Source organism: Flavobacterium sp. P3_A6 (genome assembly GCF_056403035.1).
The window spans coordinates 1-24,446 of record NZ_JBFUGG010000028.1; the positions used below are offsets into that span (position 1 = coordinate 1).

Annotated in this window: 20 protein-coding genes; 14 read left to right on the top strand and 6 right to left on the bottom strand. The window is 33.8% G+C overall.

Features of this window, described 5'->3' with window-relative positions; translation table 11 throughout:
• The first annotated feature begins 214 nt into the window (after window positions 1-214).
• The 9 genes from mnmG to AC1DVP_RS19315 all read left to right on the top strand — a co-directional run bounded on the left by mnmG (window position 215) and on the right by AC1DVP_RS19315 (window position 11,342).
• Window positions 215-2,086, top strand: a complete 1,872-nt coding sequence (mnmG, locus tag AC1DVP_RS19275) for a tRNA uridine-5-carboxymethylaminomethyl(34) synthesis enzyme MnmG (RefSeq protein ID WP_477185103.1) — start codon at window positions 215-217, stop codon at window positions 2,084-2,086.
• A gap of 259 nt (window positions 2,087-2,345) precedes the next feature.
• Window positions 2,346-2,816 carry a hypothetical protein gene (locus AC1DVP_RS19280; protein WP_477185104.1) on the top strand — a complete coding sequence of 157 codons (471 nt, stop codon included), beginning with the start codon at window positions 2,346-2,348 and terminating at the stop codon, window positions 2,814-2,816.
• An 84-nt stretch (window positions 2,817-2,900) separates the two neighbouring features.
• Window positions 2,901-3,749: a class I SAM-dependent methyltransferase gene (locus AC1DVP_RS19285; protein WP_477185105.1), complete on the top strand. Its 849-nt coding sequence runs from the start codon at window positions 2,901-2,903 to the stop codon at window positions 3,747-3,749.
• A gap of 168 nt (window positions 3,750-3,917) precedes the next feature.
• A complete protein-coding gene (locus tag AC1DVP_RS19290) occupies window positions 3,918-4,475 on the top strand; it encodes an OmpH/Skp family outer membrane protein (protein ID WP_477185106.1) in 558 nt (185 codons plus the stop codon).
• A gap of 101 nt (window positions 4,476-4,576) precedes the next feature.
• Window positions 4,577-6,850, top strand: a complete 2,274-nt coding sequence (locus tag AC1DVP_RS19295; RefSeq protein ID WP_477185107.1) for a helix-turn-helix domain-containing protein — start codon at window positions 4,577-4,579, stop codon at window positions 6,848-6,850.
• A 513-nt stretch (window positions 6,851-7,363) separates the two neighbouring features.
• Window positions 7,364-8,143: a hypothetical protein gene (locus AC1DVP_RS19300; protein WP_477185108.1), complete on the top strand. Its 780-nt coding sequence runs from the start codon at window positions 7,364-7,366 to the stop codon at window positions 8,141-8,143.
• A 307-nt stretch (window positions 8,144-8,450) separates the two neighbouring features.
• A complete protein-coding gene (locus AC1DVP_RS19305) occupies window positions 8,451-8,906 on the top strand; it encodes a DinB family protein (RefSeq protein WP_477185109.1) in 456 nt (151 codons plus the stop codon).
• A 243-nt stretch (window positions 8,907-9,149) separates the two neighbouring features.
• Window positions 9,150-9,959, top strand: coding sequence for a hypothetical protein (locus tag AC1DVP_RS19310; protein WP_477185110.1), 810 nt, complete (start codon window positions 9,150-9,152; stop codon window positions 9,957-9,959).
• Between the two features lie 303 nt (window positions 9,960-10,262).
• The gene (locus AC1DVP_RS19315; RefSeq protein ID WP_477185111.1) at window positions 10,263-11,342 is read left to right on the top strand and encodes a DUF418 domain-containing protein; all 1,080 of its coding nucleotides are present in this window, start codon (window positions 10,263-10,265) and stop codon (window positions 11,340-11,342) included.
• Between the two features lie 547 nt (window positions 11,343-11,889).
• Here AC1DVP_RS19315 and AC1DVP_RS19320 read toward each other — a convergent pair.
• On the bottom strand, window positions 11,890-12,108 hold the full coding sequence (locus AC1DVP_RS19320) for a hypothetical protein (RefSeq protein ID WP_477185112.1): 219 nt from the start codon (window positions 12,106-12,108) through the stop codon (window positions 11,890-11,892).
• A gap of 283 nt (window positions 12,109-12,391) precedes the next feature.
• Here AC1DVP_RS19320 and AC1DVP_RS19325 point away from each other — a divergent pair, with 283 nt between their 5' ends.
• Window positions 12,392-12,955 (top strand): TetR/AcrR family transcriptional regulator, encoded by a 564-nt coding sequence (locus AC1DVP_RS19325; RefSeq protein ID WP_477185113.1) that lies wholly within the window; start codon window positions 12,392-12,394, stop codon window positions 12,953-12,955.
• Window positions 12,956-13,565: 610 nt separating this feature from the next.
• Here the strand turns inward: AC1DVP_RS19325 and AC1DVP_RS19330 are convergent.
• Window positions 13,566-14,549 carry an HU domain-containing protein gene (locus AC1DVP_RS19330; protein WP_477185114.1) on the bottom strand — a complete coding sequence of 328 codons (984 nt, stop codon included), beginning with the start codon at window positions 14,547-14,549 and terminating at the stop codon, window positions 13,566-13,568.
• A gap of 214 nt (window positions 14,550-14,763) precedes the next feature.
• On the opposite strand from AC1DVP_RS19330, the gene dprA reads away from it, so the two are divergent.
• On the top strand, window positions 14,764-15,864 hold the full coding sequence (dprA, locus tag AC1DVP_RS19335; protein ID WP_477185115.1) for a DNA-processing protein DprA: 1,101 nt from the start codon (window positions 14,764-14,766) through the stop codon (window positions 15,862-15,864).
• A gap of 170 nt (window positions 15,865-16,034) precedes the next feature.
• Here the strand turns inward: dprA and AC1DVP_RS19340 are convergent, their stop codons facing one another.
• On the bottom strand, window positions 16,035-18,521 hold the full coding sequence (locus AC1DVP_RS19340; protein WP_477185116.1) for an Hsp70 family protein: 2,487 nt from the start codon (window positions 18,519-18,521) through the stop codon (window positions 16,035-16,037).
• A gap of 211 nt (window positions 18,522-18,732) precedes the next feature.
• Window positions 18,733-19,020 (bottom strand): hypothetical protein, encoded by a 288-nt coding sequence (locus AC1DVP_RS19345; protein WP_477185117.1) that lies wholly within the window; start codon window positions 19,018-19,020, stop codon window positions 18,733-18,735.
• A 354-nt stretch (window positions 19,021-19,374) separates the two neighbouring features.
• On the opposite strand from AC1DVP_RS19345, the gene AC1DVP_RS19350 reads away from it, so the two are divergent.
• Window positions 19,375-20,208, top strand: a complete 834-nt coding sequence (locus AC1DVP_RS19350) for a hypothetical protein (RefSeq protein ID WP_477185118.1) — start codon at window positions 19,375-19,377, stop codon at window positions 20,206-20,208.
• Window positions 20,209-20,282: 74 nt separating this feature from the next.
• Here the strand turns inward: AC1DVP_RS19350 and AC1DVP_RS19355 are convergent, their stop codons facing one another.
• Complete coding sequence (locus AC1DVP_RS19355) at window positions 20,283-20,912, bottom strand: hypothetical protein (protein WP_477185119.1); 630 nt, start codon at window positions 20,910-20,912, stop codon at window positions 20,283-20,285.
• Between the two features lie 245 nt (window positions 20,913-21,157).
• Here AC1DVP_RS19355 and AC1DVP_RS19360 point away from each other — a divergent pair, with 245 nt between their 5' ends.
• Window positions 21,158-22,552 carry a DUF1800 domain-containing protein gene (locus AC1DVP_RS19360; RefSeq protein ID WP_477185120.1) on the top strand — a complete coding sequence of 465 codons (1,395 nt, stop codon included), beginning with the start codon at window positions 21,158-21,160 and terminating at the stop codon, window positions 22,550-22,552.
• Window positions 22,553-22,635: 83 nt separating this feature from the next.
• Window positions 22,636-23,805, top strand: coding sequence for a DUF1501 domain-containing protein (locus tag AC1DVP_RS19365; RefSeq protein ID WP_477185121.1), 1,170 nt, complete (start codon window positions 22,636-22,638; stop codon window positions 23,803-23,805).
• 28 nt (window positions 23,806-23,833) lie between these two features.
• Here AC1DVP_RS19365 and AC1DVP_RS19370 read toward each other — a convergent pair whose 3' ends face one another.
• Entirely contained in the window at window positions 23,834-24,313 is a 480-nt protein-coding gene (locus AC1DVP_RS19370; protein WP_477185122.1) for a GyrI-like domain-containing protein, read from the bottom strand.
• Window positions 24,314-24,446 lie beyond the last annotated feature (133 nt).

The following is a 24,446-nucleotide window of genomic DNA, read 5'->3' on the forward strand; positions in this document are numbered from 1 at the left end:
TTTAGATTGTTTAGTTTAGATTGTTTAGATTGTTTAGATTGTTTAGATTGTTTAGATTGTTTAGATTGTTTAGATTGTTTAGATTGTTTAGATTGTTTAGATTGTTTAGATTGTTTAGATTGTTTAGATTGTTTAGATTGTTTAGATTGTTTCACGTGGAACGAAATTTTAAAATTTCATAATTCCTTTTTAAAAAGGATTAATATATAATAAAATGTTTTTAGAAGAGTATGATGTAATTGTGGTGGGAGCGGGTCACGCTGGTTCTGAAGCCGCAGCAGCGGCCGCAAATTTGGGATCTAAAACTTTGTTGGTAACAATGAGTTTGCAAAACATTGCGCAGATGTCCTGTAATCCGGCAATGGGAGGAATTGCAAAAGGACAAATTGTTCGTGAGATTGATGCACTTGGGGGATACTCCGGAATTGTTTCCGACAGAACGGCTATTCAGTTCAAGATGCTGAATAAGTCGAAAGGACCTGCTATGTGGTCTCCAAGAGTTCAAAGTGACCGTATGCGTTTTGCTGAAGAATGGAGAATGATGCTGGAAAGAACTCCAAGTCTTGATTTTTACCAAGAAATGGTGAAAGGTTTGATAATTGAAAACGGAAAGATAAAAGGAATTAAAACTTCTTTGGGTGTTGAGATTCGTTCCAAGTCGGTGGTTTTGACGAATGGTACTTTTTTGAATGGTTTAATCCATATTGGCGAAAAACAATTTGGAGGTGGACGTGCTGGAGAAAGTGCTGTATTTGGAATAACTGAAGATTTGGTTAAAGCAGGTTTTGAAGCAGGAAGAATGAAAACAGGAACACCTCCGAGAGTGGATGGCAGATCTTTGGACTATTCTAAAATGAATGAGGAAAAAGGAGATGCGCGCCCAGATAAGTTTTCATATTCAGATTTGACGAAACCATTGGAGTTTCAAAAATCATGTCACATGACTTATACCTCAAATGAGGTGCATAATATTTTGAGAGAAGGTTTTGACCGTTCTCCAATGTTTAACGGAAGAATAAAAAGTATAGGGCCAAGATATTGTCCTTCTATCGAAGACAAGATTAATCGTTTTGCGGATAAAGAACGTCATCAATTATTCGTTGAACCTGAAGGTTGGAATACTTGTGAGGTTTATGTGAATGGTTTTTCAACTTCTTTGCCTGAAGATATTCAGTTTAAAGCGTTGCGAACTGTTGTAGGTTTTGAAAACGTGAAATTCTTCCGTCCTGGTTATGCAATAGAATATGATTATTTTCCGCCGACGCAGTTGAAACATACGCTGGAAACTAAATTAGTAGAAGGTTTGTATTTTGCGGGACAGATTAACGGTACGACTGGATATGAAGAAGCTGCGTCTCAAGGTTTGATGGCAGGAATTAATGCGCATCTCAAAGTTCATGAACAAGCACCGTTAATTCTTAAAAGAGATGAAGCTTATATCGGAGTGTTAATTGATGATTTGATTACAAAAGGTACTGAAGAGCCTTATCGTATGTTTACGTCTCGAGCCGAATATAGAACTTTGCTGCGCCAGGATAATGCAGATTTTAGACTAACCCCTTTATCGTATGAAATTGGTTTGGCCTCTGAAGCACGTCTACGCCGCATGGAGCATAAATTGAATGAATCCGAAAAAATGGTTTCCTTTTTCAAAGAAACAAGTGTTTCGGTTGCAGAGACAAATCCGATTTTGGAATCTAAAGAAACCGCATTAATTAATCAAGGGGATAAAATGTTTAAAATATTTTCCAGACCTCAAATTGATTTGGAAGATATTCTGAAATTTGAAAAGGTTAAAGAGTATGTTGCTAAAAATAATTTGGATCAGGAAATTTTAGAACAGGCAGAAATTCAGGTTAAATATTCTGGTTATATTGAAAAAGAAAGAAATAATGCAGATAAGCTTTCTCGTTTGGAAGATGTGAAAATACCTGAAAATTTCGATTATAATAAAATAAAATCGATGTCTATTGAAGCAAAACAAAAGTTGAGTAAAATTCGGCCTGTGACAATTTCGCAAGCTTCAAGAATAAGCGGTGTTTCTCCAAGTGACGTTTCAGTGCTTTTGATTTATATGGGAAGGTAAATATTCTTTTGATTTATGAGTGAAGAATCGTTATTTTTGATTTCGAATTTTGCTGGTTTGAAACTTAGAGTTATTTGAAGCTTTTCTTTAAGTCTAATTTTTGGTTATATTAAAATTCTTGGAATAAAATTATCATTATGGATATTAATTTTGTTTCTTCATTTGGGCTGAATACTGCTTACTTTTTAAATGTTCCACGTGAAACTACGGCCGTAAGGCTTATATTTGCTAGATAAACGATTTAAAAATTATTTTGAAAATGAATGTTATTCTAACTGAGCGTTTAACTTTGGAACAAAAACAATCATTGTTTGAACTTTGGAATTCAGAATATCCTGAGAGAATAGGTTATAATAAATTATCAGAATTTCAAGATTATTTAGAAGGATTATTAACCTTAAAGCATTATTTGCTTATAGATGATTTAAATGAACTGAAGGGTTGGGCTTTTACTTTTGTACGAGAAGAGGAAGTTTGGTTCGGGATTATAATTCACTCAAAAATTCAGGGGAAAAGATTTGGAACCTTTTTACTCAATGAATTAAAAAAGAACAGTTCAGTTTTGAATGGATGGGCAACAGATCATCAAAATGATGTAAAACGAAACAAGAATCCTTATTTATCTCCAATAGGATTTTATTATAAAAACGGTTTTTACGTTTGCAAAAACATAAGAATTGAAAACGATAAAATTTCTGCTGTTAAAATAAGATGGGAAAATGCAGATTAACAATATTGATATTTTAAAATTAATTTATAAAGATTTCTTTTCAGTTCTTATTTCAATGACTGAAATTATTTATTTAAAACACTAATGGACATTACAAACAAAAAACATTTTCTTACTGTAAAAGATTACTCCGTTTCTCAAGAAACTTTCGATTTGTATCATGATGAGACTCTGGACATGTTAATTACGCATCCGCAGCCGAGTTTGGACATATTAGGCAAATATTACGAAAGTGCGGATTATATTTCGCATACTGATTCCAAAAGATCACTTTTTGAAAAAGCCTATCATTTTGTGAAAAATATTGCATTAAAAAATAAATTAGATTTAATCAATTCTTATCAGCCATCAAAAGGCTCTATTTTGGATATTGGAGCTGGAACCGGTGAGTTTTTGGCAGTAGCAGGAAAAGATGGTTGGAAAACGGTAGGAGTAGAGCCTAGCGATAAAGCCAAAGCAATTGCAAAAAGCAAAGGAGTCTCTTTTGTAGAAAACACATCCGAATTAGAAAGCCATTCTTTTGATGTCATTTCAATGTGGCATGTTTTAGAGCATGTTCCCAATTTGGAAGAACAAATTAAAGAATTGAAGCGATTGCTTAAACCTACTGGCACTTTGATTGTGGCGGTTCCAAATTTTAAATCTTTTGATGCCAAGCATTATGGAAATTTTTGGGCGGCCTATGATGTGCCAATTCACTTTTGGCATTTTTCTAAAAAAGCAATCGAATTGCTCTTTGACAAAGAAAACATGCATCTGCAAAAAGTATTGCCAATGAAATTTGATTCATTTTATGTGAGTCTGCTTTCTGAGAAATATAAAAACGGAAAAATAAATTATATCAAAGCTTTTTTTATTGGGCTCCAGTCTAACTTGAAAGCCATGAAAAACATGGAATATTCGTCTCATATTTACATCATTAGAAATAAATAAAAACCTTTTTTAGGGATCTAACTAAAATAGTTAAATTTTATTAATATATCATTATTTATAATTAAAATTGATAATATTAAATAAGCAATCATTATTTAAAAGTTTTTATTAATAGTATCTATTTTTTTATATTTTTGTCATCCTTACTCAAACTAGAAATACACCAAAATGAAGAAAGTATTATTATTTATCGCAATTTCAATATCACTTGTTTCTTGTGATAAAAAAGCTCCCGATGCAAAAGAATTTAAAACAGCTTATGTGGATACCGCTGAGTTGATGAAAGAATATACAGAGACTAAAGATTTAGAGGCAAAATACAAAGGGCAAGCTGCCGAAAAAGGAAGACAGTTAGAAGCTGAAATTAACAGATTTAAACAAGAAGCGGCTAATTTTCAAAAAAATGCACAAGCAAACGGTCAGGAATGGGCTCAAAAAAAGGGTGCCGAACTGCAGCGTAGAGAACAGCAATTAGCTCAAGCGCAACAAGGTCTGCAAATGCAATTACAGCAGGAAAGCGGAAAAGAAATGGATTCTCTTGTAAAAGGAGTTAAAAAATTCATCAAAGATTACGGTAAAGAGAAGGGATATGATTATATCTACGGAACTGGTGATGCTGCTTCTGTTTTGTATGCTAAAGATTCTTATGACATTACAAAAGAAATCACAAAATTATTGAACGAAAAATACAAATCTGCTGAAAAAACTGAAGAAGTTAAGAAGTAATTTTTAGTTTTCATAAATTTATAAAACCTTCATCTTGAATAAGATTGAAGGTTTTTTTATTTCATTAGTATACTATTTTAGCGCTTTAAATTATACGTCAAATGCAATCTATCTCTGAAGCTGCAGCTTATGCTCTCCGTTTTATCAACCAAACCCACCAATCGGTTTTTCTGACTGGAAAGGCGGGAACAGGAAAAACGACACTCCTTAAGGAAATTATTGCGACCACTCACAAAAATACCGTGGTTGTGGCGCCAACAGGAATTGCGGCTCTGAATGCTGGAGGAGTTACCATACACTCAATGTTTCAATTGCCTTTTGGAGGTTTTATTCCGGATAATTCAGATCCGCAATTTTCTGATACTTCGAAGTTTGAAACCAAAGCGACTTTACGGAGGCATTTCAAAATGAGTGGGCAAAAACGTACCGTAATCAGGAATATGGAATTGCTTATCATTGACGAAGTCAGTATGTTACGTGCGGATTTGCTTGATGCGATGGATTATATGATGCAGACCGTTCGGAAGAAATCGATTCCTTTCGGAGGGGTTCAAGTTTTATTTATAGGGGATTTATTACAATTACCTCCCATAATCCGTGATGAAGAATGGCGCACACTTCGAAATTACTACAGAGGAAAATTCTTTTTTCATGCGCATGTGATTCAGCAGTATCCGCCGCTGTACATTGAATTGTCGAAAATTTACCGCCAGACAGATGACCGTTTTATCTCGGTTTTGAATAATCTGCGCAATAACGAGATAACGCCCAGCGATATACAAACGCTGAACGAATTTGTGAAACCCAATTTTGACCTGAAAGCTAATAAAGGCTATATCACTTTGACTACGCATAATGCCAAAGCCGATGTGATGAATGCCCAATCGCTCGAAGATTTGGAAGGGAAACAAATGACTTTTCTTCCTGTAATCACAGGAGATTTTCCAGAGAAAATATATCCAGTAGATTCTAATTTGCATCTGAAAGAAGGAGCACAGGTTATGTTTGTTAAAAACGACCTGTCGCTGGAGAAAAATTATTTCAACGGAAAAATGGGAATCGTAAAAACGATGACCAGCAAAGAAATCTGGGTTCATTTTCCCGATGAGGGCAAAACCATTGAAGTCGATAAGTACGAGTGGCAAAATATCCGATACACGGTAAATGAAATGACCAAGGAAATAGAGGAGGAAGTTCTGGGTTCATTTGTGCATTATCCAATCAAGCTGGCTTGGGCGATTACGGTTCACAAAAGCCAGGGATTAACTTTTGACAAAGCTGCGCTCGATGTATCGCAAGTTTTTCTGCCTGGACAGGCATATGTGGCATTATCGCGTTTGCGTTCTTTAAATGGGCTTATTTTGCTTTCTCCGCTGCGGATGAACGGCATTTCAAACGATCAGGAAGTGATGGATTATGCCGAGAACAAAGCTTCGGAAGAAGCCTTAGCTAATGCTTTGAAACGGGAAACCAAAAATTTCATTCTTAACTATCTGAAAAACAGCTTCGATTGGAACGAGTTGGCTCAAGAATGGCGCAACCACCAGTTCAGTTACAATGAAGATGCCGAAAATTCTGCTAAATCTAAGCACTCGGTTTGGGCAAAAAATCAAGCCGGTATCATTTGGCAGTTACTTGAGCCTTCATCTAAGTTTTTGGTGCAGCTGGACAAATTGTTTTATAACGAGAAGGTTGAATTCAATCATATTTCAGACCGCATCAACGCGGCGTTCAATTATTTCATGGAGCCCATGGACAAATTGGTGTATGAGATCTTATGGAAAATAGAAGAAGTAAAACGGCTCAAAAAAGCCAAATCATTTTATGATGAATTGACAATACTCGATGATCTGCAGACTAAGGCAGTGCTGCAGCTGATGAAAGCCAAGCTAATGGTTGCAACGCTGGTAAAAGGAGAAACTATTTCGAAGGAGAAACTAACTTCTGCCGAAATCAAGCAATACAAAACAATCAAGCTCGAACGCGTTTTTGAAGATTTCAAGAAAGCCAATATCACGCTAATTGAAGATGAAAAAGATGCCGAACGCTACGCACCTAAAAAATCCGGAGCCAAAGAACCTAAGAAATCTACGGTCGAATTAACCTATGAACTATGGCTGGAAAAGAAAACAGTTCCAGAAATTGCGCTCATCCGCAAGTACAACCAGGAAACCATTCTGTCACACCTGACCAAATTGATTCAGTCTAAAACCATTACCATTAACGAAGTGCTTCCCGAAGATAAAGTTCTTGCGCTTAGCGAGGCTTTTGAGGGTTACAAGGAAGAATCAGTTTCGCCTTTAAAAGAAAAATATGGTGACACCTTCAGTTGGGAGGAACTCAGAATGTTTAAGGCGAGTTTGAATCTTCACTAAATTTAAGGACTTCTAAAATATTTACTTTTTAAGTTCATTAATGCTTGTTTGGGCGTGCCCCCTTTGAAAAAAGGAGGCTATTTATTGGAACGGTGATTCGCCTCCTTTTCTCAAAGGGGTCGGGTGATCCGTGCTATTTCGGTAGCTCACTTCTCCCCCTCACGCGGGCTTCACGTTATTACAAGAACTAAGCTTCAATAAGGAATAATTCATAATAGATTATTTCATAACTAATTAAATACCAGATACATAATTTTGAAACCATCCCCGAAAAACCCCTAAAAGAAGAACTTGCCCAGAAAGAAGCGATTATACAAAAAATGGAAATCCAGCTGGAGACCCTGCGTGAATTGATAAAAAAATAAAGCGAATTGGAATTGTGGGGAAATCATTATATTTGGGAATATAAAACTGACGATTGTATCGCCAATCTAGCCAACTGACAGATGTATAGACGAAGTTATGTTAAGTTAGGCGCAAATTTACAAGATGCTTCGTTAAAAAAACACATTCATGGATATTGACATTAAACTAAAAAATCTTAGGGTCAAATTGAGACAGAACTCCAAAGAAATCATGAATGATGTTTTAGTGAGACACGTTCCAAAAATCAGTTTAAAAGATAAATCAAAAAAAGAAATATGCGTCTTTTGTGCAAATCAAGATAATTTAACAAAAGAACATGTATTGCCAAAATGGGTATTTGAAAATTGCACTAAAAAGTTCTTTGTAACTGATATAAATGGTAGCGAACAAACATATAATAAAACGACAATTCCAGTTTGCGCAGATTGTAACAATAATTTATTGAGTAGTGTTGAAAGCTATATAATTTCCATTTTTAATGATACAGATTTATCAAACTCATTTTTCAATAATGAGCAATTGCAAAACATAATTCGTTGGTTGGAAATAATAGAATATAAATTTCAATTGTTGGAGATTCGGAGAAAATTTATAAAATCAAAGTCGTCTCCATATTTAAAATATCTAAGAGACATTCCTGTATCTATTATGAGACCCATCATTGATTATTCGCCAAGTAAAGCAGTAGCTGAAATTAGATTTGCGCAGAAAAGAGTAACCCAAAAATCTAAATCTAGGAATCAAAAATCTTTAGTTATATTTAAAACAAAAAATGAAAGTTTTTATTTCTTTCATCACTTAAATGATTTTATTTTTTTAGAACTTCCGAAGTTTGGTATAGCGTTATTTTACTTCTATTCTCGAAAGTTTGAAAATGTCGAAGATGCTAAAAATGAAGCAATGGAAATTATAAAAAAAGTATACTAATAAAAATCTGCGCCTAACAGCTACAACGAATTTGGGCAATTGGCTTAATGGAAAGTTGGTTTTGTATTTGGGATGATTTGGCAAATCCGAAAATAGGGCTTAATTTAGTCCCAAACTGCTTGTAGCGCGGGAACGTCAGGCTGTGAAAAAACTACTTTAAATTTAGAAAGTATTTGGAGGGCTACCAAAGAAAAAAGCCCAATATGAGATTCTCAAGAGGCTGATTTTAGTTTTTTCACAGACTGACGTTGGGCGACAGCAACTCACTGAACTAGAAAATTCAACCACATAAAACAATAATATATAAATGGAAAATACATTTAAAATCTGGAAAAAGAACAGAAATTTATATTTGGATTATTTTGAGAAATATACTTTAGAAGAATTGAATAAAATACCTGTTGGATTTAGTAATAATTTGATTTGGAATATAGGACATATAATAGTTTGTCAACAAGTACTAATTTATAAATCTTCAAATTTACAAGGATATCTTTCACAAGAATTAGTTGAACTTTATAAACCAGGAACTAAACCGACGGAAAAGATCTCAGAAAATGAAATAAAAGAGTTGAAAAAAATATTAATTTCATTAATCGAAAAAACAGAAACAGATTTTTATAAAGGAGAATTTAATATATTTAATGAACGAACAACAAGTATGGGTTTTCATTTAGGCTCGGTGGAAGAAGCACTTGAATATAATAATTATCACGAAGGATTGCATTTGGGATTTATGATGAATATTAAAAAATTTATTTGAAATAAATGAATTTAAATAGTTGAGTAAAATAAAGTATAAATAGTTAACCAATAAATTGCCGATCGCCCAACAGATGCTACAACGGATTTGGGCAATTGGCTTAATGGGAAGTTGGTTTTGTATTTGGGATGATTTGGCAAATCCGATGAATGGGCTTAATTTAGTCCCAAACCCGCTTTATTACCAGAACGTTAGCCACGATGCTTTCGTAACGCGAGAAAATATCGAATTAAATCTACACCAATGAAAAAACTAAAAAAATTTGCCAAATTTATTTTACTTTCTGTTGGAAGTTTAGCTACAATCTTTTTTATAACATTTCTAATTAGAAAAGTTAGAGTTGAAAGCGAAACCAAAAAAATAAATTCAACAAACTTTGTAGTTAATTATAATGGAATTCTCGAAAGCGAAGCCGAAGATATTTCTAAAGCACTCGAACTGAATTACGAAAGAATTAGAACCGATTTAAACGACCCAAAACACGGAAAAATTTCTGTCTTTATTCATCCAAATCAAAATGAATTTAATAAAGCAACAGGTTTAATGAATAGTAAAGCAAGCGGAACTAGTCGCGGACCTTTAGTATTTCATTTAAAATATGAAACTTGGTATAGCAGTATTTTTCCACAGAAAATGGAAAAAGTAGCAGTCCACGAATTTACTCATTGCGTTCAACTTAACATTTTAATTCAAAATGCACTTTTGAAATCCGAAAATGAAAAAGTTGCTGATTTTGATAAAAACTTTGAGAAAGAATTTGAAAAAAATTATCCACAATGGTTTTGGGAAGCGCTTTCAGATTATGAAGCTGGCATCGTAAATAAAACAAGTGTAAATTACGGAATGAAAAACAAACCAACTTTAAAAGAATTAAACAGTAATAATCAAATTTACAATGTCGGCTACACGATAGTTGAATGTCTTGTTTCCAAATATGGAAAAGAAAAACTTCCTGCATTTATAAAATCTTATGCTAACTTTGAAAATGTACTTGGAGTTACCGAAAAGGAATTTGAAATAGAATGGCAGAAATTTGTTGCGGAAAAATATTAATAAATAAAAGCACAATGGCTAACAGATGCTACAACGGATTTGGGCAATTGGCTTAATGGAAATATGGTTTTGTATTTAGGATGATTTGGAAAATCTGAAAGTTGCACTTAATTTAGTCCCAAACCAGTTGTAGTAAGGGAATGTAAGGCTGTCTAAAAACACAAATCAAGTCTCGAAGAATTCTATATTTGAAATTTTTGAAAGAAGCAGGAGTCTGAACATGAAAGATTAAAAAGGATGTTGACACACTGACGTTACGAGCAAGGATAACAGACAGCACTCAACGAGAATAAACAACTAAAAATGAGACAGCGAATAATAGGATTTGACTTAGCAAGGGCATACGCAATATTTGGAATGTTTATTGTCAATTTTAATTTCAACTTTGGCTCTATTATGGCACCAACTGACACTGTTGGACACTTTCTAAACATCTTTACAGGAAACTCAACAGCAATTTTTATTATTTGTGCTGGGATGGGCGTTTCGTTAATGACAAATAGAAAGGACTACAGTAAAGAAGAAAAAGCAAAGATAAAATCTATAATACTGAAACGTTCTTGGTTCTTATTTGCCTTAGGACTTTTACTCTATAATTGGTGGTCGGGAGACATTTTGCATTTTTATGGCGGATATATGCACTTTGCAGCATTTCTTCTATTCGTACCGAGCCGCTATTATTTAGGGGTCGCTATTTCTGCAGTTTTCGTTTTTCATATTCTGCTGTTTATTATACCAATAGACACAGGCTGGAATTTTACAACATTCAAGTATAACGACTTTTGGACACCACTTGGCTTTTTAAGGAATACTTTTTATAATGGGTGGAATTCAATGTTTCCTTGGCTTTCCTACTTTGTAGTAGGTATGTGGTTAGGACGGCTGAATTGGACAGACAAACTCACAAGGCGTAATGTTTTTATTAGTGGATTTTTAATTTTCATTGTTTTTCAAACTCTTCGAGTTTTAGTAAAACTGCATTTCTTTAACCCCTTTTGGAGCGATTATATTATGGCTGAATATTTTCCGCCTTATCTGCCTTTCATAATGATAACTATGGGCTTTGCATTTATGGTAATTTCTGTTTGTATGTATATTGGAGAAAAATTCTCAACCAATTCCTTTGTTTTAGCGTTACAAAAAACAGGACAAATGACTTTATCACACTATGTTATTCATTTAACTTTAGGAATGATACTATTTGCATACATAACTAACAAACATTATACCGGTTTATTGGAAGAAGAAAAACCTACCATGCCGATTTATATTTTAGCGTACTCAATCATATTTTATATTTTCAGTATTTTGTTCAGCGTTTTATGGAATGAAAAATTTAAATGCGGACCATTTGAAACATTAATGAGAAAAATATCAAACTAACAAAAAGCCAGGAGATAACAGCAAAGGTCTCGCTGCATGCGCAGTACGAACAATGTTACCTGTGTTGAACGGAATTATTCAGATTCCCTCTCCCTCTGGTTCTCGTTTATAACGAGTACCATTAATATTTAAAATTAAAACAAAAATGTAGCTTTTTGCAGCGCGGGTAAACAGATTTGATTTCATATAACTTTGATTTTCAATGATTCCATACCAGATATCCTGGAATTGGCGTTTATTATCCAGACAGACACGAAACACAAAGAATCGGCATCATCCCTGACATTGAAGTTAAACCCACGATTCTCGGTATTCAGCAGGGAAAAGATGAAGTATTAGAGCGTGCTATAAAGTTCATAGAAACTGCCAAATAAAGAACGTTAGATTTATTGACATTTGCTAAATAAAGATTGAATATTCATGAAGCTATAAGGAAACTATTTCTTATGGTTTTTTTGCAAAAAAAGAGACTGAATCAGCATTCAGCCTCTTTTGATGTCAATCCTGTTTAAAATCTAATCGCAGGACTTAGAATTTAGTAAGATGATTATTTGTGAACGATATGATTTCTTTTGAATAAAAAATGCGAAGAGACAAATACTATCATGTTTAAAATAATTATTAGTGATACCGTCGAATTGAAATTTAGGGCTTTTTCAAGACTATCCGTGAGTTTGCTAATTGTCATCAATACAAATGTAGAGATGCTTACATAGGCATAGATTAAATATGCACATTCTTTGGCAGTAATTTGATTGGTTTTCATCTTTGATTTTTTTTAGTTTTAATTTAAATAACAACTCAAATTTTATATATATTTCTGATAATAAGATATATACAAATATAAAGTAAGAATATTTTTATTCAAAAATAAATCAGATAAATAGCACTATAATCCGATTAAAGACTAGAAATAATTATCTTGCTGCAAAACATAAAAAAGTATTTTCTAAAAGAGAGAGAAATAATAGATTACTTTATTTCTTTTCAGTAATACATATTTTAATTTTATTCTTATCTTTACGACTGATTAGTCAGTTAAATAAATTATGAATAAAGATCAGGTCATTATTGGAACAGCGCTTAAGCTGTTTGTTGAGAATGGGTTTCATGGAACAGCAACCAGCAAAATCGCCCAAGAATCTGGAGTTGCAAACGGAACGCTGTTTAACTATTTTGCTACCAAAGAGATTCTTGTTGTTGCGATTTATAACAATATCGTCAAGAAAGCGGATGATTTTATTATTGAAAGCTTAGAGTCACATTCAGTTTCCAAAGAGTCTTTCCGTTCCTTGTTTGTGGCTTCAGTGCAATGGAATTTAGAAAATATAATTGAATTTAAGTATTTACAGCAGTTTAACAATTCACCTTATTATAAATCTGCGATAACAAGAGTCTTGAGTGAAGAGGAACATCCGCTTTATATTTTAATTCAAAAAGGAATTGATCTCGTAGTTTTAAAACCTTTGCCCGCAGCTTTTATTTTTTCGCTTTTTACCGCTCAAACAAATGGGTTGTATTATTATTTTACTTCTGTAGATAGGTCTAAAGATGAAATAGCTGAATTGATTAATGAAACTTTTGAACTTTTTTGGAAAATGATTGAAGATTAATGAATAAAATAAATGACTGATTAGTCAGTTTTATTTTCTTTAATTGATAATTAGTTTTTTAGAGATTTGTCAGCAAAAAACAGCCGCAGATTAAATGATTTAATCTGCGGCTGTTTTAATTCTGAATACTTTTTGACCTAAAATTCATTTCTGTCAAAATCTACCTAATGGTTTTTTGTAAAAGATGCTATAAAATAATGTCGGACAGAAATTGTATTTTCAAGTCGTCTCCCTTGAATTTCTTTCGGCTACAGGAAGATCGAAAACAGAATCAGACACTAACCTGAATGACTGTAATTTAATAATAGCAAGTAATCAATTTCCTTGCCTTATGAGTGTTGATTCCTCAATTGCTCTTACAAACCTGCCTTTATGAAAAGATTGAGTTCTTAAGATATTTGCCCCATGCCTTATAAAGGCTGTTTTTATTTGTTTTAAAAGAACCTTAAGCTTTATGGTTCTCCTTGGGTTGGTTTTGGAAGAAAAATGTCGTCAGGCGCTTTAAAATTGCTTTCTGATTTCATAATGAAACGGCTGTAAACAAAAAATCACGAATAAACCGCTTTTTTGATTTGGTTTTATTCGTGATCTAAGTATTAAAAAATATATTCTATAAAGACTGAATTAAAATCCATGCTTCGGGATTATCTGTTTCGATAATTTTATTTTTCTCTTTTTCTGCTTCCGCAAAAGTAGTATAGCTTCCGTATAAAACCGGGTAGTAGCCATTTTTGTTTACACCCAAAATTCTTGCGTAAAAACCTTTGGCAACCAGCTGATTGTATCTTTTTTGAGCATTAGCTTCACTTCTGAAAGCGCCAGCCATAATATGATACGGCAATTTTACTGCTTCTTTTTTGTCCGATTTTAAAGAAAGCGTGACAGGCGGTATTGGCGTTTGGATAAAGAAGGTTGCTTCCTGTATTTTATTTTGTACCTTTTTTTGCACTGCTGTTTCTACCAAAAGAGTTTCAGTTGCGATTTGGTTCTGATATATTGGATATCCTACAGATCCGGCAACAGCCAAACCGATTACGAATACTGCGGCATATTTTAGATAAGGATTACTTTTTCTGGCTTCTGTTTCTGGAATAAAATTGAAAATAGGCTTTTCTTCTTCAATTACTGTTTTTTGGATTTCAGTTGCCGCTTCAGGTTTTACAAGTTCCAATTCTCTTTTTACAGCTGGCGAAACAAAAGATGTAAGCCCAAATGATTTTGCATTGTAATTGGTTTGCTCGTTTGGCGTAAAAAGAATATTGTTTTCGGCATTCAGACTAAGGATGCCAATATTTTTTATGGTTAAAGAACGGTTTTCCTGTAACGCTTTTTTCCAGTTTAGCACCTCGTATTCGATAGCGCTCAAGGAATAATCATAGGAAGTCTTTTCAGCCTGGGCAATATGATTAGCCAATAATCCGTCATTATTTTTGATGTTGGAATTAAAAGAAATCATTTTTTTTGGCGGAAAAAAAGAATGAGAGTTTTCAAGCAGTTGAGCCGATTGAATTTCGGCCAAGAAAGCTCCAAAACCAGGAACGGTTACACATTGATAACGGTATAAAAGCTGCGCGATGTAAAGTTCTATTTTCATGTTAACAAAGTTATGCAACGTGAATAGTTATCAAAATTTTATTCACAATTTTTATTAACAATTTGCAAGTAATGCACTATCAGTAGATTACTATTTTGTTTTTTGGCAAATTTTTATTTTGAAACTCTTTTTTTGGTTCATTTTTTTATAAATTAATAGAACTGTGAATTTGTAAGTAGTTTTTTTTTAAATATTTATCGTATAATTGTAAGATATGTCAGAAGAAAATATATTTTACCTGTTGGCTTTATTGCGGATTGAAGGTGTGGGTGACATTATGGCTAAAAAGCTGCTCACTCACTTTGGAACTGCCGAAAATGTTTTGAATGCCAAATCACAGCAGCTTGCCTCCGTTGATGGTGTAGGAACTGTTTTGCTGAAAAATTTTAAGGACAAAAGTGTTTTTGAAAAAGCAAGGCAAGAATTGGATTTCATTCAAAAGAACAATATTGAAGTGCTTTGTTTTCAGGACTACAACTACCCTGACCGTTTGAAGCATTGTATTGACGGCCCCATTTTACTGTTTTCATCCGGGAATATCAATTTGAAAAACCGCAAAATCATCAGCATCGTAGGTACACGGCAAATAACGTCTTATGGTTTAGAGTTCTGCCGAAAACTAATTGAAGATTTAGCGCCATTAGATCCTATAATCGTTAGCGGTTTTGCTTACGGAGTAGATATTGTGGCGCATCAATTGGCAATGGAGAATGATTTACAGACGATTGGGGTAGTGGCTCATGGTTTGAACCAAATTTATCCTAAACCGCATAAAAAATACGTTGCGAAAATGGAGCAGAACGGAGGTTTTATGACTGAATTCTGGAGTACTTCTAATCCTGATAAAGAGAATTTTGTCCGAAGAAACCGTATTGTTGCCGGAATGTCCGAAGCCACAATTGTTATTGAATCTGCCGATAAGGGCGGTTCACTCATCACGGCCAATATGGCCAATGATTACAACCGCGATGTTTTTGCCGTTCCGGGCCGAACCACCGATAAATACAGCCAAGGATGCAATAATTTGATCAAAACCCAAAAGGCAAATGTGATTACTTCTGCCGCCGATTTGATTTACAACCTGAATTGGGATATTGTGCAGGAAACCAAAACAGTTCAAAAACAATTGTTTGTGACGCTGGATGATGACGAGCAGAAAGTGTATGACTACCTTTTGAAAACAGGCAAAGAACTGATGGATATCATCGCTTTGCATTGTGATTTCCCTATTTACCGCATTTCGGGATTACTTTTGAATATGGAATTGAAAGGTGTGATAAGACCTTTGCCTGGTAAAATATTTGAGGCGATTTAGGATAGAATTGCACTTAATGTTTTTTAAATGACTTTCAGTAAGGGTTTGATTTTTTGTAAAAAATTTTGTTTCTTAACGCCTTTGCGAGTTCATTTTCTCGCAAAGGCGTTAAGAAGCAAAGGTGCAAATTTTAGAAAGATGCATGATAGCGTTAATGGTTCATTACCAGATTATTTTATCCCAAGATTCCCATCAAACGTATTAAAATCATCTTTTCTTCTGGGCTTAACAATCAATAAATGATACAGCTGATGGCATATCGATTTTAATTCGATTAGGTTGGAGTTGTCTATTGCTTTTTCTCCCAACTGCATCAATTTGCTGTGTTTGGACCTGTCTTTGAAAGCACTCGGATCTTCAAAACGCAAATAATAAAAATAGTCTATGTAACTCTCGTCCTGGTTTTGATATATGTTATCCAGCAGACTTTCGAGTTCTTTGTTCTTTTTTCGGATCAAATATTTGTTGCTGGATTGAAGAATTTCCTTTTCGTTTCTTATGATTTTTTCATACTCTTCTTTTTGTCTTGGGCTGGCTTTTTCGAGATAAAAGTAAAGCCCATCCTTGATTTTACTGTATTCTTCCAGCTCGGCCAATACATGTTTGTGCCGAATAATATCATCAAATTCCTGAATGTAGATCTTTTTCAGTTCGTCAATCTGATATTTTTTATCAGTTATGGCGTCATTTTTATTTTCCAATGCCTCGTTGTAGAGAATGGTTAACGATTCTTGGGATCTTTTTAATTTGGCTAAATATTCATAATTTTCGTTTTGCTCTTCACTCCTGATTTCCTCAATAACAGTGTCCAAAGCATTTTTGATTTCCAATGATAATTTATCGATGGAAATCTTGCGTTGGTGTGGATTAAAAACTTCATTTATTTCAAGATCCAAAGCACTGATATAAACATCAATACTTAAATCCCGAGATTCCGAAACTTTAAAATTAAGCTCAATATCCATTCCTTTTAACAAATCTTGCTCAAAATCACTGCCGCAGATTTCGATATAACCAATGGAAAGGTTACTGCCGACCATGCTTCCGGCATTGCCTTCAACAACATTGATGATCAGTTTTTGGTCGGAGTTTTTCAATATGTTTTTGGAGCAGGTTTTGTAAATGGTTTTCTTTAAGGGAAGTATATCATTTTTCTTAAAGATAATCTCCATGTGGCTTTTACCTGTTTCTTCGTCTAATTCTAAACATATATCATTTGGTATTGGCTGGCCCAAAATACTGTATAAGCCATTTGTAATTTGAATATTACCATTGCTAAACACTTGTTTTTGCTGCTGATCGTATAAAAAAAGCGTAAATTGATTGGTTGTTTTTTCCAGTAAAGGAACAAACTCGGCTATTTTTTTACTTGCTTTTAAGAGACCGGTGTCAAAACCGCCGTCGGCTCGGGTAATTCTATAATAACCGTCGAATGATTCCTCCAAAAGAATTACAATCAGTTCTTCTGAATCTTTAGAATGAGGTTCATAGATTGTTTCAACCTGAATATTATTTTGATCAATTACAGGTTCATTCAGAATTTCTTCCTCAATTAATTCCGATGGCTTTGAACCGGCATAATATGCTGCGCCAATGACTACAGCAGTTGTAGGATCCAAAGTGGTTTCTACCTGAATTTGAGTTCTTTGCTGTAACTGCTGACGGATGTATGGAATGTATGTGGTGCCGCCAACAAGGATGATGCGCTCAATATCCGAAAAGCTTAAGTGATTGTCTTTGATTAATTTTTCGACTAAATGAAAGGATTCCTCAAACTTGGATTGAATAATTGTTTCAAATTCTTTTCGGCTGATGTCTATGTCCAAGGAGATGGAAAGTTCATCGGAGTCAATCTCAATGCTTGATGTTTCTTTTATCGAAAGTTCTTTTTTGGCTTCTTCCGCTTTGTACAGCAGTTCAAAAAACAGTTTGTTGTAGGCGGCGTTTTCTTTAGAAATCAGCTTCTCCCAGAGATTACTTTCGTGGGTTTCCTTTTCGATTTTCGGACAGATTATTTTCTCAACAAACAAAGTGTCCAAATCAACACCGCCCAAAAAATTATTGCCCTTATGATCATATACTTTGAGGTCGCGCTCATTGATGTTTATTAATGCAATGTCAAAAGTTCCTCCTCCAAAATCGTATACCAGCCATTTTTTATCTGAAGTGATTTCAAGATTTAAGGAGTTGGAATACGCCAAACAAGCGGCAATGGGTTCTTGGAGCAAAACAATTTCTTCAAAACCCGCTTGATAGCCTGCTTTTTTGGTAGCATTTGACTGAATCGTATCAAACGAAGCCGGAATCGTAATTACCGCAGATTTCAAGCTTTCGCCTTGAGCGAAATTAACCAGCTCATTCAAAACCATTGAAGAGAGCTCTATCGGACTGCAGTTTTTATTCAAATCTTTGATGAAATACACTTCATCCGATCCCATTTTTCGCTTAAAAGAAGAAAATACATTTTCGGCGTTGGTAGCGCTGTGTTCTCTCGCTTTTTCACCTATTTGTATGCGTCCTTTTCGGAATGAAACCACCGAGGGAATGGTGTCTTTGAAACCAACAGGATTTTTGTAAATGCTGATTTTTCCGTTTTCATATTTTGCTATTCCCGAATTCGTGGTTCCTAAATCAATTCCAATGTTTATATTCTTCATAAAATGGTATTATTATTTCCCTATTGGTGTGACTATTTTCAACACATAGAAACATAGATTTTGTAACTTCTAATGTAGGCGTTTCACTTATTTAAAACACACATAGCTCACTATGTGAAAGAAATGTATTTCTTTTTTGCATTCTTTTTTAAATAAAATCTATGTTTCTATGTGTTAAATAAAAACTTTATAAATTAAACCTAATAGCTTATTATTCTACAATAACTACAGCCTTTTGAATCAGCTGAAAGGTATTGTTTTCTGTTTTATAAATGGTTGGTCTAATGACTTTGGTTATTTTCTTCGAATTTGAATTAAGAATATTTGCCTCAATAGAACTGTCTCTTTCATCATAATTTGTGCCCAAAGGATTTATTATTTTATATCCTTTTTCTTCCAATTCGTGGTAAATTCTTTTTAGATTGCGCTCAAAACCATCAATGTTTTGTTCAAGCGCTTTTTTTTCAATCTCAAATAGCTGGTTTATTATTGCATTCATTTTTAAAATTGGATTTTATGAATGAGCAATTTACAATTTATTTAGTAGGTTGTTATTTACCAAGATTATTTTTTATTAATTGATTTATAATAGTTTGAATGTCATTTAATTATTTGACCCTAAATATAAATTTGAATGTAAAATTCGGCTCTGAGAATTGTATTAGAATTAAAAGTATAAGTTCTAAAATTGATTTTTATACTATTAAAAATTTAATTTTCTTCTTAAGCAGCACAAAATGAACTGTTGTTTTGATTAGAAACATTATGCCTTTTAGTAACCTAATTTCCTAATATTTATCTTTTGCAAAAGAGTTAAAAAGAGTATGTTTGTGTTTTAAAATTCGCGAAAAGTATGAACATAATAGAGTTGTTTGAAGAATTAAAGATAGATAAAAGCAATATTCTGTTATTTTCTCCCGAAGATGTTATCCGAATAGAAAAACAGGTTAATGTTGAGAAAAGAATAAATCCCGATATCGACGTCAATGTTGCCAACAGCCTTGTTTTGGCTTTAAAAGAATATCCTCAAGAGCTGTATTTTGTGGTTTCCAATAGGGTTTTGTACAATCTTTTTGCGAAAAAAAATTATTCCCGACACAATTTTCCGTCTCCGCAAAGAGTATATGATGCTGCAAACATTCAGATTTTCATTAATCAGTTTCTTAATGATGATTTAGTGCTGTTTTTTGACCAAAATTTATCTCAAAATAAATTCGATCTCATCAGCGATATTTTTGACTTTAAAGATTGTTTTCCCGAAGATGCATTGTTTCAACTGAACAAGAAACTCATTAGCAAAATTGATTTTCTGCTAACGAATGTAAGCCAAAACAATCTTCAGGCTATTCCGTATGTCCAGTACCGCAGTTTTTATGTTTTATTGTCTTATTTCAGTTCTATCGAAATGGACAGTAAAATACGAAGCTTGGTTAACATTGTGACAGACTGTTATAATGCTAATAAGCTGTCTGATTATTTTATGACCTGTATTTCTGCCATGTCAGGTTATGTTGCTTATGATCCAAGTTTGACCCAGGTTTTGGTTGGGAATAAGGAAACTGTTTTTGCCAACAGCACTAACCGGGAATCATCGGGTTCATCAGGCTTGTCTGCCAGAACCATCATTTTTTTGGTGATTGCCATTATAAAAATACTGGTTCTTTTTTCTAAATGTTCTAACAATTGATTTTAGATATACTGCTAAATAATACAATCAAAAAATGCCTAATCTGAATATTCAGATTAGGCATTTTTATGTGATCATGTATTTTGAAGAACAGCAGGAGTAGGGTCGTTTTCCTTAATTCTGTTTCTGCATATTTTTTCGATTTCAAGAATATTTGCCACTCCCGAAATATAGAGAATATTAGGAACGTATTTGTCAGATTCGTTTTTTCGGCTTACCATTTTACCAGTGCGGAGTTCCATAGACATGTCTTCTTTTTTACTGTTTATTTCCATGTTTCCTGAAAATTGTTCCCAGTCATAAGTGGTAATAGTTCCTTTGCGATAGTGAACTAGTCTGTTTGTCGTTCCTACAAAATACCCGCCTTTTTGTAATAAGGAGTAAAATCCGCCACATAAAATGGCAATTCCTACTACAACAAAAAGACCAATTATTAAAGACGGAACAAGCATCGGTTCAAAATTATCCCAACTAGCTGTAGTCGGTTCATCGTTTACTTTAAAATGAACCTCTTCTCCTTTAAAAAGCGGTCCTAAAAAAGCAATTACAAAAATGCTGATAAATGCTGACCATATAATTCCAAAACCAATAATTCCTAAGGATTTATTTAAAGGTTCTTTTCTTTTGGCAAGGATTGAAAAATCAACTTTTTCTGTTCCGATAACCGATTTTAAATCTGAAGGTAATAATTGAGTAGTGTCCAATAGTTAAATTAGTTTGAGGGTTATGTTTTTAAACTCAAATATATCAAAATTTGTAAACGTATATGATTTTGGTTGTTAAATTTAAAATCAATTAAATAATTTTGTGGTTCTGTCATCATAAAATTTATTTTTAAAATCCTTGTTATTATTGAAGAATGAATATCTTTTTAAGATTATGGTTAAACCTTTTTCATGAATATTGGTCATACTAAAACGATTTCGAATTCATTTAAACACTTTTTATTATGGATCAAAATGTGCTTTGGTCACTTCGTTTGGGTTTTACTAATAAAGAAGCATCAAAAATTGCTCAAAAAGGATTGTCCACTTTTCTGGAAAGTTCCTTTATGTCTCCTGTTGATTCCTCTATTCCTTTTTTTTTAGTAAACAGCCCAAAAACAAAGGAAGAATTATTGCAGCAACGTGAATTGTATAAAAATGCTACAAGGGAACAAAAGCAGGAAAATCAGAAAAAGGAGCGACAGACTTTGGAAGAGATGAAGATGTGGTGGGTTGATAAAATGACTGCGTCTGAATTTCCGCTTCGCGAAAAAATGACTTGTTTTTGGCATAATCATTACGTGGCAACATTTCCAAAAGTAAAAGTCAATTATTGGATTTTTCAGCACAATCAAATTCTAAGAAAAAATTCTTTTGGAAATTTCAAAACACTGACCAAAGAGATTGTTCAAAGCAATGCAATGGTGCGTTATCTCGATAATACGGACAATCGAAAAGACAAACTCAACGAAAATTTAAGCCGGGAGCTGCTCGAACTTTTTACCCTTGGCATTGGAAATTACTCTGAGCAAGATATAAAAAATGGAGCCAAAGGTCTCGCTGGGCTTAGTCTTGGGGAAGAAAGTGCCGTTTACAGACCAAAATTTGAAGACAATGAAAGTTTCATTTATTTTGGAAAAAAAGGCAATTTTAAAATAGATGAAATGATTGATATTATTTTCGAACAGCCAAATATTCCTTATTTGGTTACCCGAAAAATATTAAAATGGTTCATTTATGATAATCCTAAGGAAGAATTAGTTCGTTATTATGGTGATTATCTGAAGAAAAAGAATTTTGAAATCAAACCATTATTGACTAAAATATTTACTGAAGAGTTTGCTAAAAATAATGCGGGTTCTAAGATTAAAAGCCCTTTGGAGTATATTCTGCAATTAACTAACGAACTCAATATCGAAAACCCTAATGAAAGATTAATTGCCAGATTTCTAAAAGATCAAGGAATGGATTTGTTCAGCCAGCCTAATGTAAAAGGGTGGGACGGAGGCAATTCTTGGCTTACTTCTCAGATTTTTTTGCAACGGAATAATGTTGCTGATTTACTTTGTAACGGTAAAAATTTAACTCGGGGAAATAAACAGAATGCTGAAAATTCGATGATGGCGCAAAACCCAAATCGGCAATTTAAGGTGAAACTGGATTGGGATAAAGACGGTAGTAACAAGGAAATCATTGCAGAGCTCGAAAATAGGTTGTTGTTTAAAACTGATGCATCGAATCAGCAGGATTTCGAGCAACTTTTAAAATACGATTTTGACAGTAAAACCGAAGGTTCGGAAAACGCTGTATTGCGGTTATTCAATTTTATGGTAAAAACCCCCGAATTTCAATTAATATAATAGCTGCCGAAGGTCAAAAGTTGTAAAGGAGAATGAAATATTTCCTTTATAACTTTTCACTTTGGACATTAAGATTTAGTATCATGAACAGAAGAAAATTTTTAGCGCTTACAGGGACATTTACAGGAGGTTCACTTCTGCTGCCTAATTTTTTATACTCTTTTGGCTCACAGACTAATTTGGTTTTGGGCGAGCAATGCGTAGTTTTTGTTCAATTAAACGGTGGAAATGATGGGTTAAACACTTTTATCCCGTTTGAAGATGCGCTTTATTATGATTCGCGTCCAACAATCGCTATCTCAAAAACCGAGGTTTTAAATGTAGCAAAAGGAATGGCGTTTCATCCCGCTTTGAAAGGATTTGCCAGCATGCAGCAAAGTGGTGATTTGTCTGTTATCCAAAATGTGGGTTATCCAAATCCAGTGCGTTCTCATTTTCGAAGTCAGGAAATTTGGCAAACGGCACCAACTCATCAGGAATATCTTAATGATGGCTGGCTGGGGCGTTATCTGGATTTGCAGTGTAAGGAACACCAGCCTACTGCTGGAATAAACATTGATACTATTGATAATTTAGCATTAAAAGGCGATGAACCAAATTCTATTACCGTAAAAGATCCTGACCGATTTAAGACTAAAAACAAACAAGAAAGAGAAGGGCAGTTATCAGGGAATCCGCAATTGGATTTTGTTCGAAAAGTAGCTAATTCGGTAATAGAAGGTTCAGATGATATTCAGAATGCATTAGCTAAATCAGCACCCTCAGATGTCGTTTATCCAAAGACTGGTCTGGCTAAAAATCTGGAATGGATTTCGAAACTGATAAAAGGAAACTTAAATTCCAAGGTGTATTATACTTCGCTTGGCGGTTTTGACACTCATGACAATCAGCTTTCCATTCACAAAAACAGATTGACCGAACTCAATGATGCTGTTTTTAGTTTCTATGAAGATTTAAAAAAATCACAGCAGTTACAGAATGTAACCATCGTTGTTTTCTCAGAATTTGGCCGTCGCGTAAAAGATAATGGACGAGGAACTGATCACGGGACAGCTGCTCCAATGTTTGTCATAGGCGGCAATAACCGTGGCGAAATTATTGGTAAAAACCCAAATCTAACTGATTTGGACAATGGTGATTTAAGACATGAAATTGATTTTAGAAGTGTTTATGCCTCGATTTTGAAAAACAAACTGAATTTTGATTTCACCAAAATCGGAATTCAAAACAAAGCATTGGAAGGTTTGTTCTAAAATCGTTTTAATACACCAAGCACTTAACTTATTGTTTCCGTTTTATAGGAATCCATATTTCTTCTTCAGATTCTGGATCTCCGTTTTTGTATTTGTCTCCCAAAATTTCAAAATGCGGTCTGTTGTCCAAATCGTAATCCGAATTGGGTATCCATTCCCCATAAATATAACGGAAAACGGAATCATCAGTATTTAAGCCTTTATAATCAAAAACGGCATACAGCCCTCCGGCCAAAGTGAATGTCTCCATTCCTGAAGGGACATTGTCAAAGTCTGAAACTTCTATGGCCGCCCATTTTTCAAATTCTTTTATAGGTTTTAAAGATAAAAAATGAGTTGGATTATAAACCGTCATCGAGATTAAATCGCTGGATAGGTTGTTGTTTATTTCTTTCCTTCTTGGCATAAAACTCTTCCAAAGTTCGCCGACTTTGTAGTCTGCAAAACTCATTATAAGCCGTTTTCCAATTAATTTTTTCTCGTTTAGGTTTACTATTTTTGGTGTCATTTATAATACTATTTTATGAATGTTTTCTATAATTATATTTTTTCAATTCTTTGCGTCTCTGCGCCTTTGTGAGACTAATTTCATGCAAAGGCACAAAGTCTATCTTCAGGATTTAGACTCTTGGTGGAGTAAT

Coding starts and splice junctions, on each gene's coding strand:
- AC1DVP_RS19305 (WP_477185109.1), top strand. CDS start 8,451: ATGGAAAATACATTTAAAATCTGGAAAAAGAACAGAAATTTATATTTG.
- AC1DVP_RS19315 (WP_477185111.1), top strand. CDS start 10,263: ATGAGACAGCGAATAATAGGATTTGACTTAGCAAGGGCATACGCAATA.
- AC1DVP_RS19280 (WP_477185104.1), top strand. CDS start 2,346: ATGAATGTTATTCTAACTGAGCGTTTAACTTTGGAACAAAAACAATCA.
- dprA (WP_477185115.1), top strand. CDS start 14,764: ATGTCAGAAGAAAATATATTTTACCTGTTGGCTTTATTGCGGATTGAA.
- AC1DVP_RS19300 (WP_477185108.1), top strand. CDS start 7,364: ATGGATATTGACATTAAACTAAAAAATCTTAGGGTCAAATTGAGACAG.
- mnmG (WP_477185103.1), top strand. CDS start 215: ATGTTTTTAGAAGAGTATGATGTAATTGTGGTGGGAGCGGGTCACGCT.
- AC1DVP_RS19350 (WP_477185118.1), top strand. CDS start 19,375: ATGAACATAATAGAGTTGTTTGAAGAATTAAAGATAGATAAAAGCAAT.
- AC1DVP_RS19325 (WP_477185113.1), top strand. CDS start 12,392: ATGAATAAAGATCAGGTCATTATTGGAACAGCGCTTAAGCTGTTTGTT.
- AC1DVP_RS19290 (WP_477185106.1), top strand. CDS start 3,918: ATGAAGAAAGTATTATTATTTATCGCAATTTCAATATCACTTGTTTCT.
- AC1DVP_RS19330 (WP_477185114.1), bottom strand. CDS start 14,549: ATGAAAATAGAACTTTACATCGCGCAGCTTTTATACCGTTATCAATGT.
- AC1DVP_RS19340 (WP_477185116.1), bottom strand. CDS start 18,521: ATGAAGAATATAAACATTGGAATTGATTTAGGAACCACGAATTCGGGA.
- AC1DVP_RS19295 (WP_477185107.1), top strand. CDS start 4,577: ATGCAATCTATCTCTGAAGCTGCAGCTTATGCTCTCCGTTTTATCAAC.
- AC1DVP_RS19285 (WP_477185105.1), top strand. CDS start 2,901: ATGGACATTACAAACAAAAAACATTTTCTTACTGTAAAAGATTACTCC.
- AC1DVP_RS19310 (WP_477185110.1), top strand. CDS start 9,150: ATGAAAAAACTAAAAAAATTTGCCAAATTTATTTTACTTTCTGTTGGA.
- AC1DVP_RS19360 (WP_477185120.1), top strand. CDS start 21,158: ATGGATCAAAATGTGCTTTGGTCACTTCGTTTGGGTTTTACTAATAAA.
- AC1DVP_RS19365 (WP_477185121.1), top strand. CDS start 22,636: ATGAACAGAAGAAAATTTTTAGCGCTTACAGGGACATTTACAGGAGGT.
- AC1DVP_RS19345 (WP_477185117.1), bottom strand. CDS start 19,020: ATGAATGCAATAATAAACCAGCTATTTGAGATTGAAAAAAAAGCGCTT.
- AC1DVP_RS19320 (WP_477185112.1), bottom strand. CDS start 12,108: ATGAAAACCAATCAAATTACTGCCAAAGAATGTGCATATTTAATCTAT.
- AC1DVP_RS19370 (WP_477185122.1), bottom strand. CDS start 24,313: ATGACACCAAAAATAGTAAACCTAAACGAGAAAAAATTAATTGGAAAA.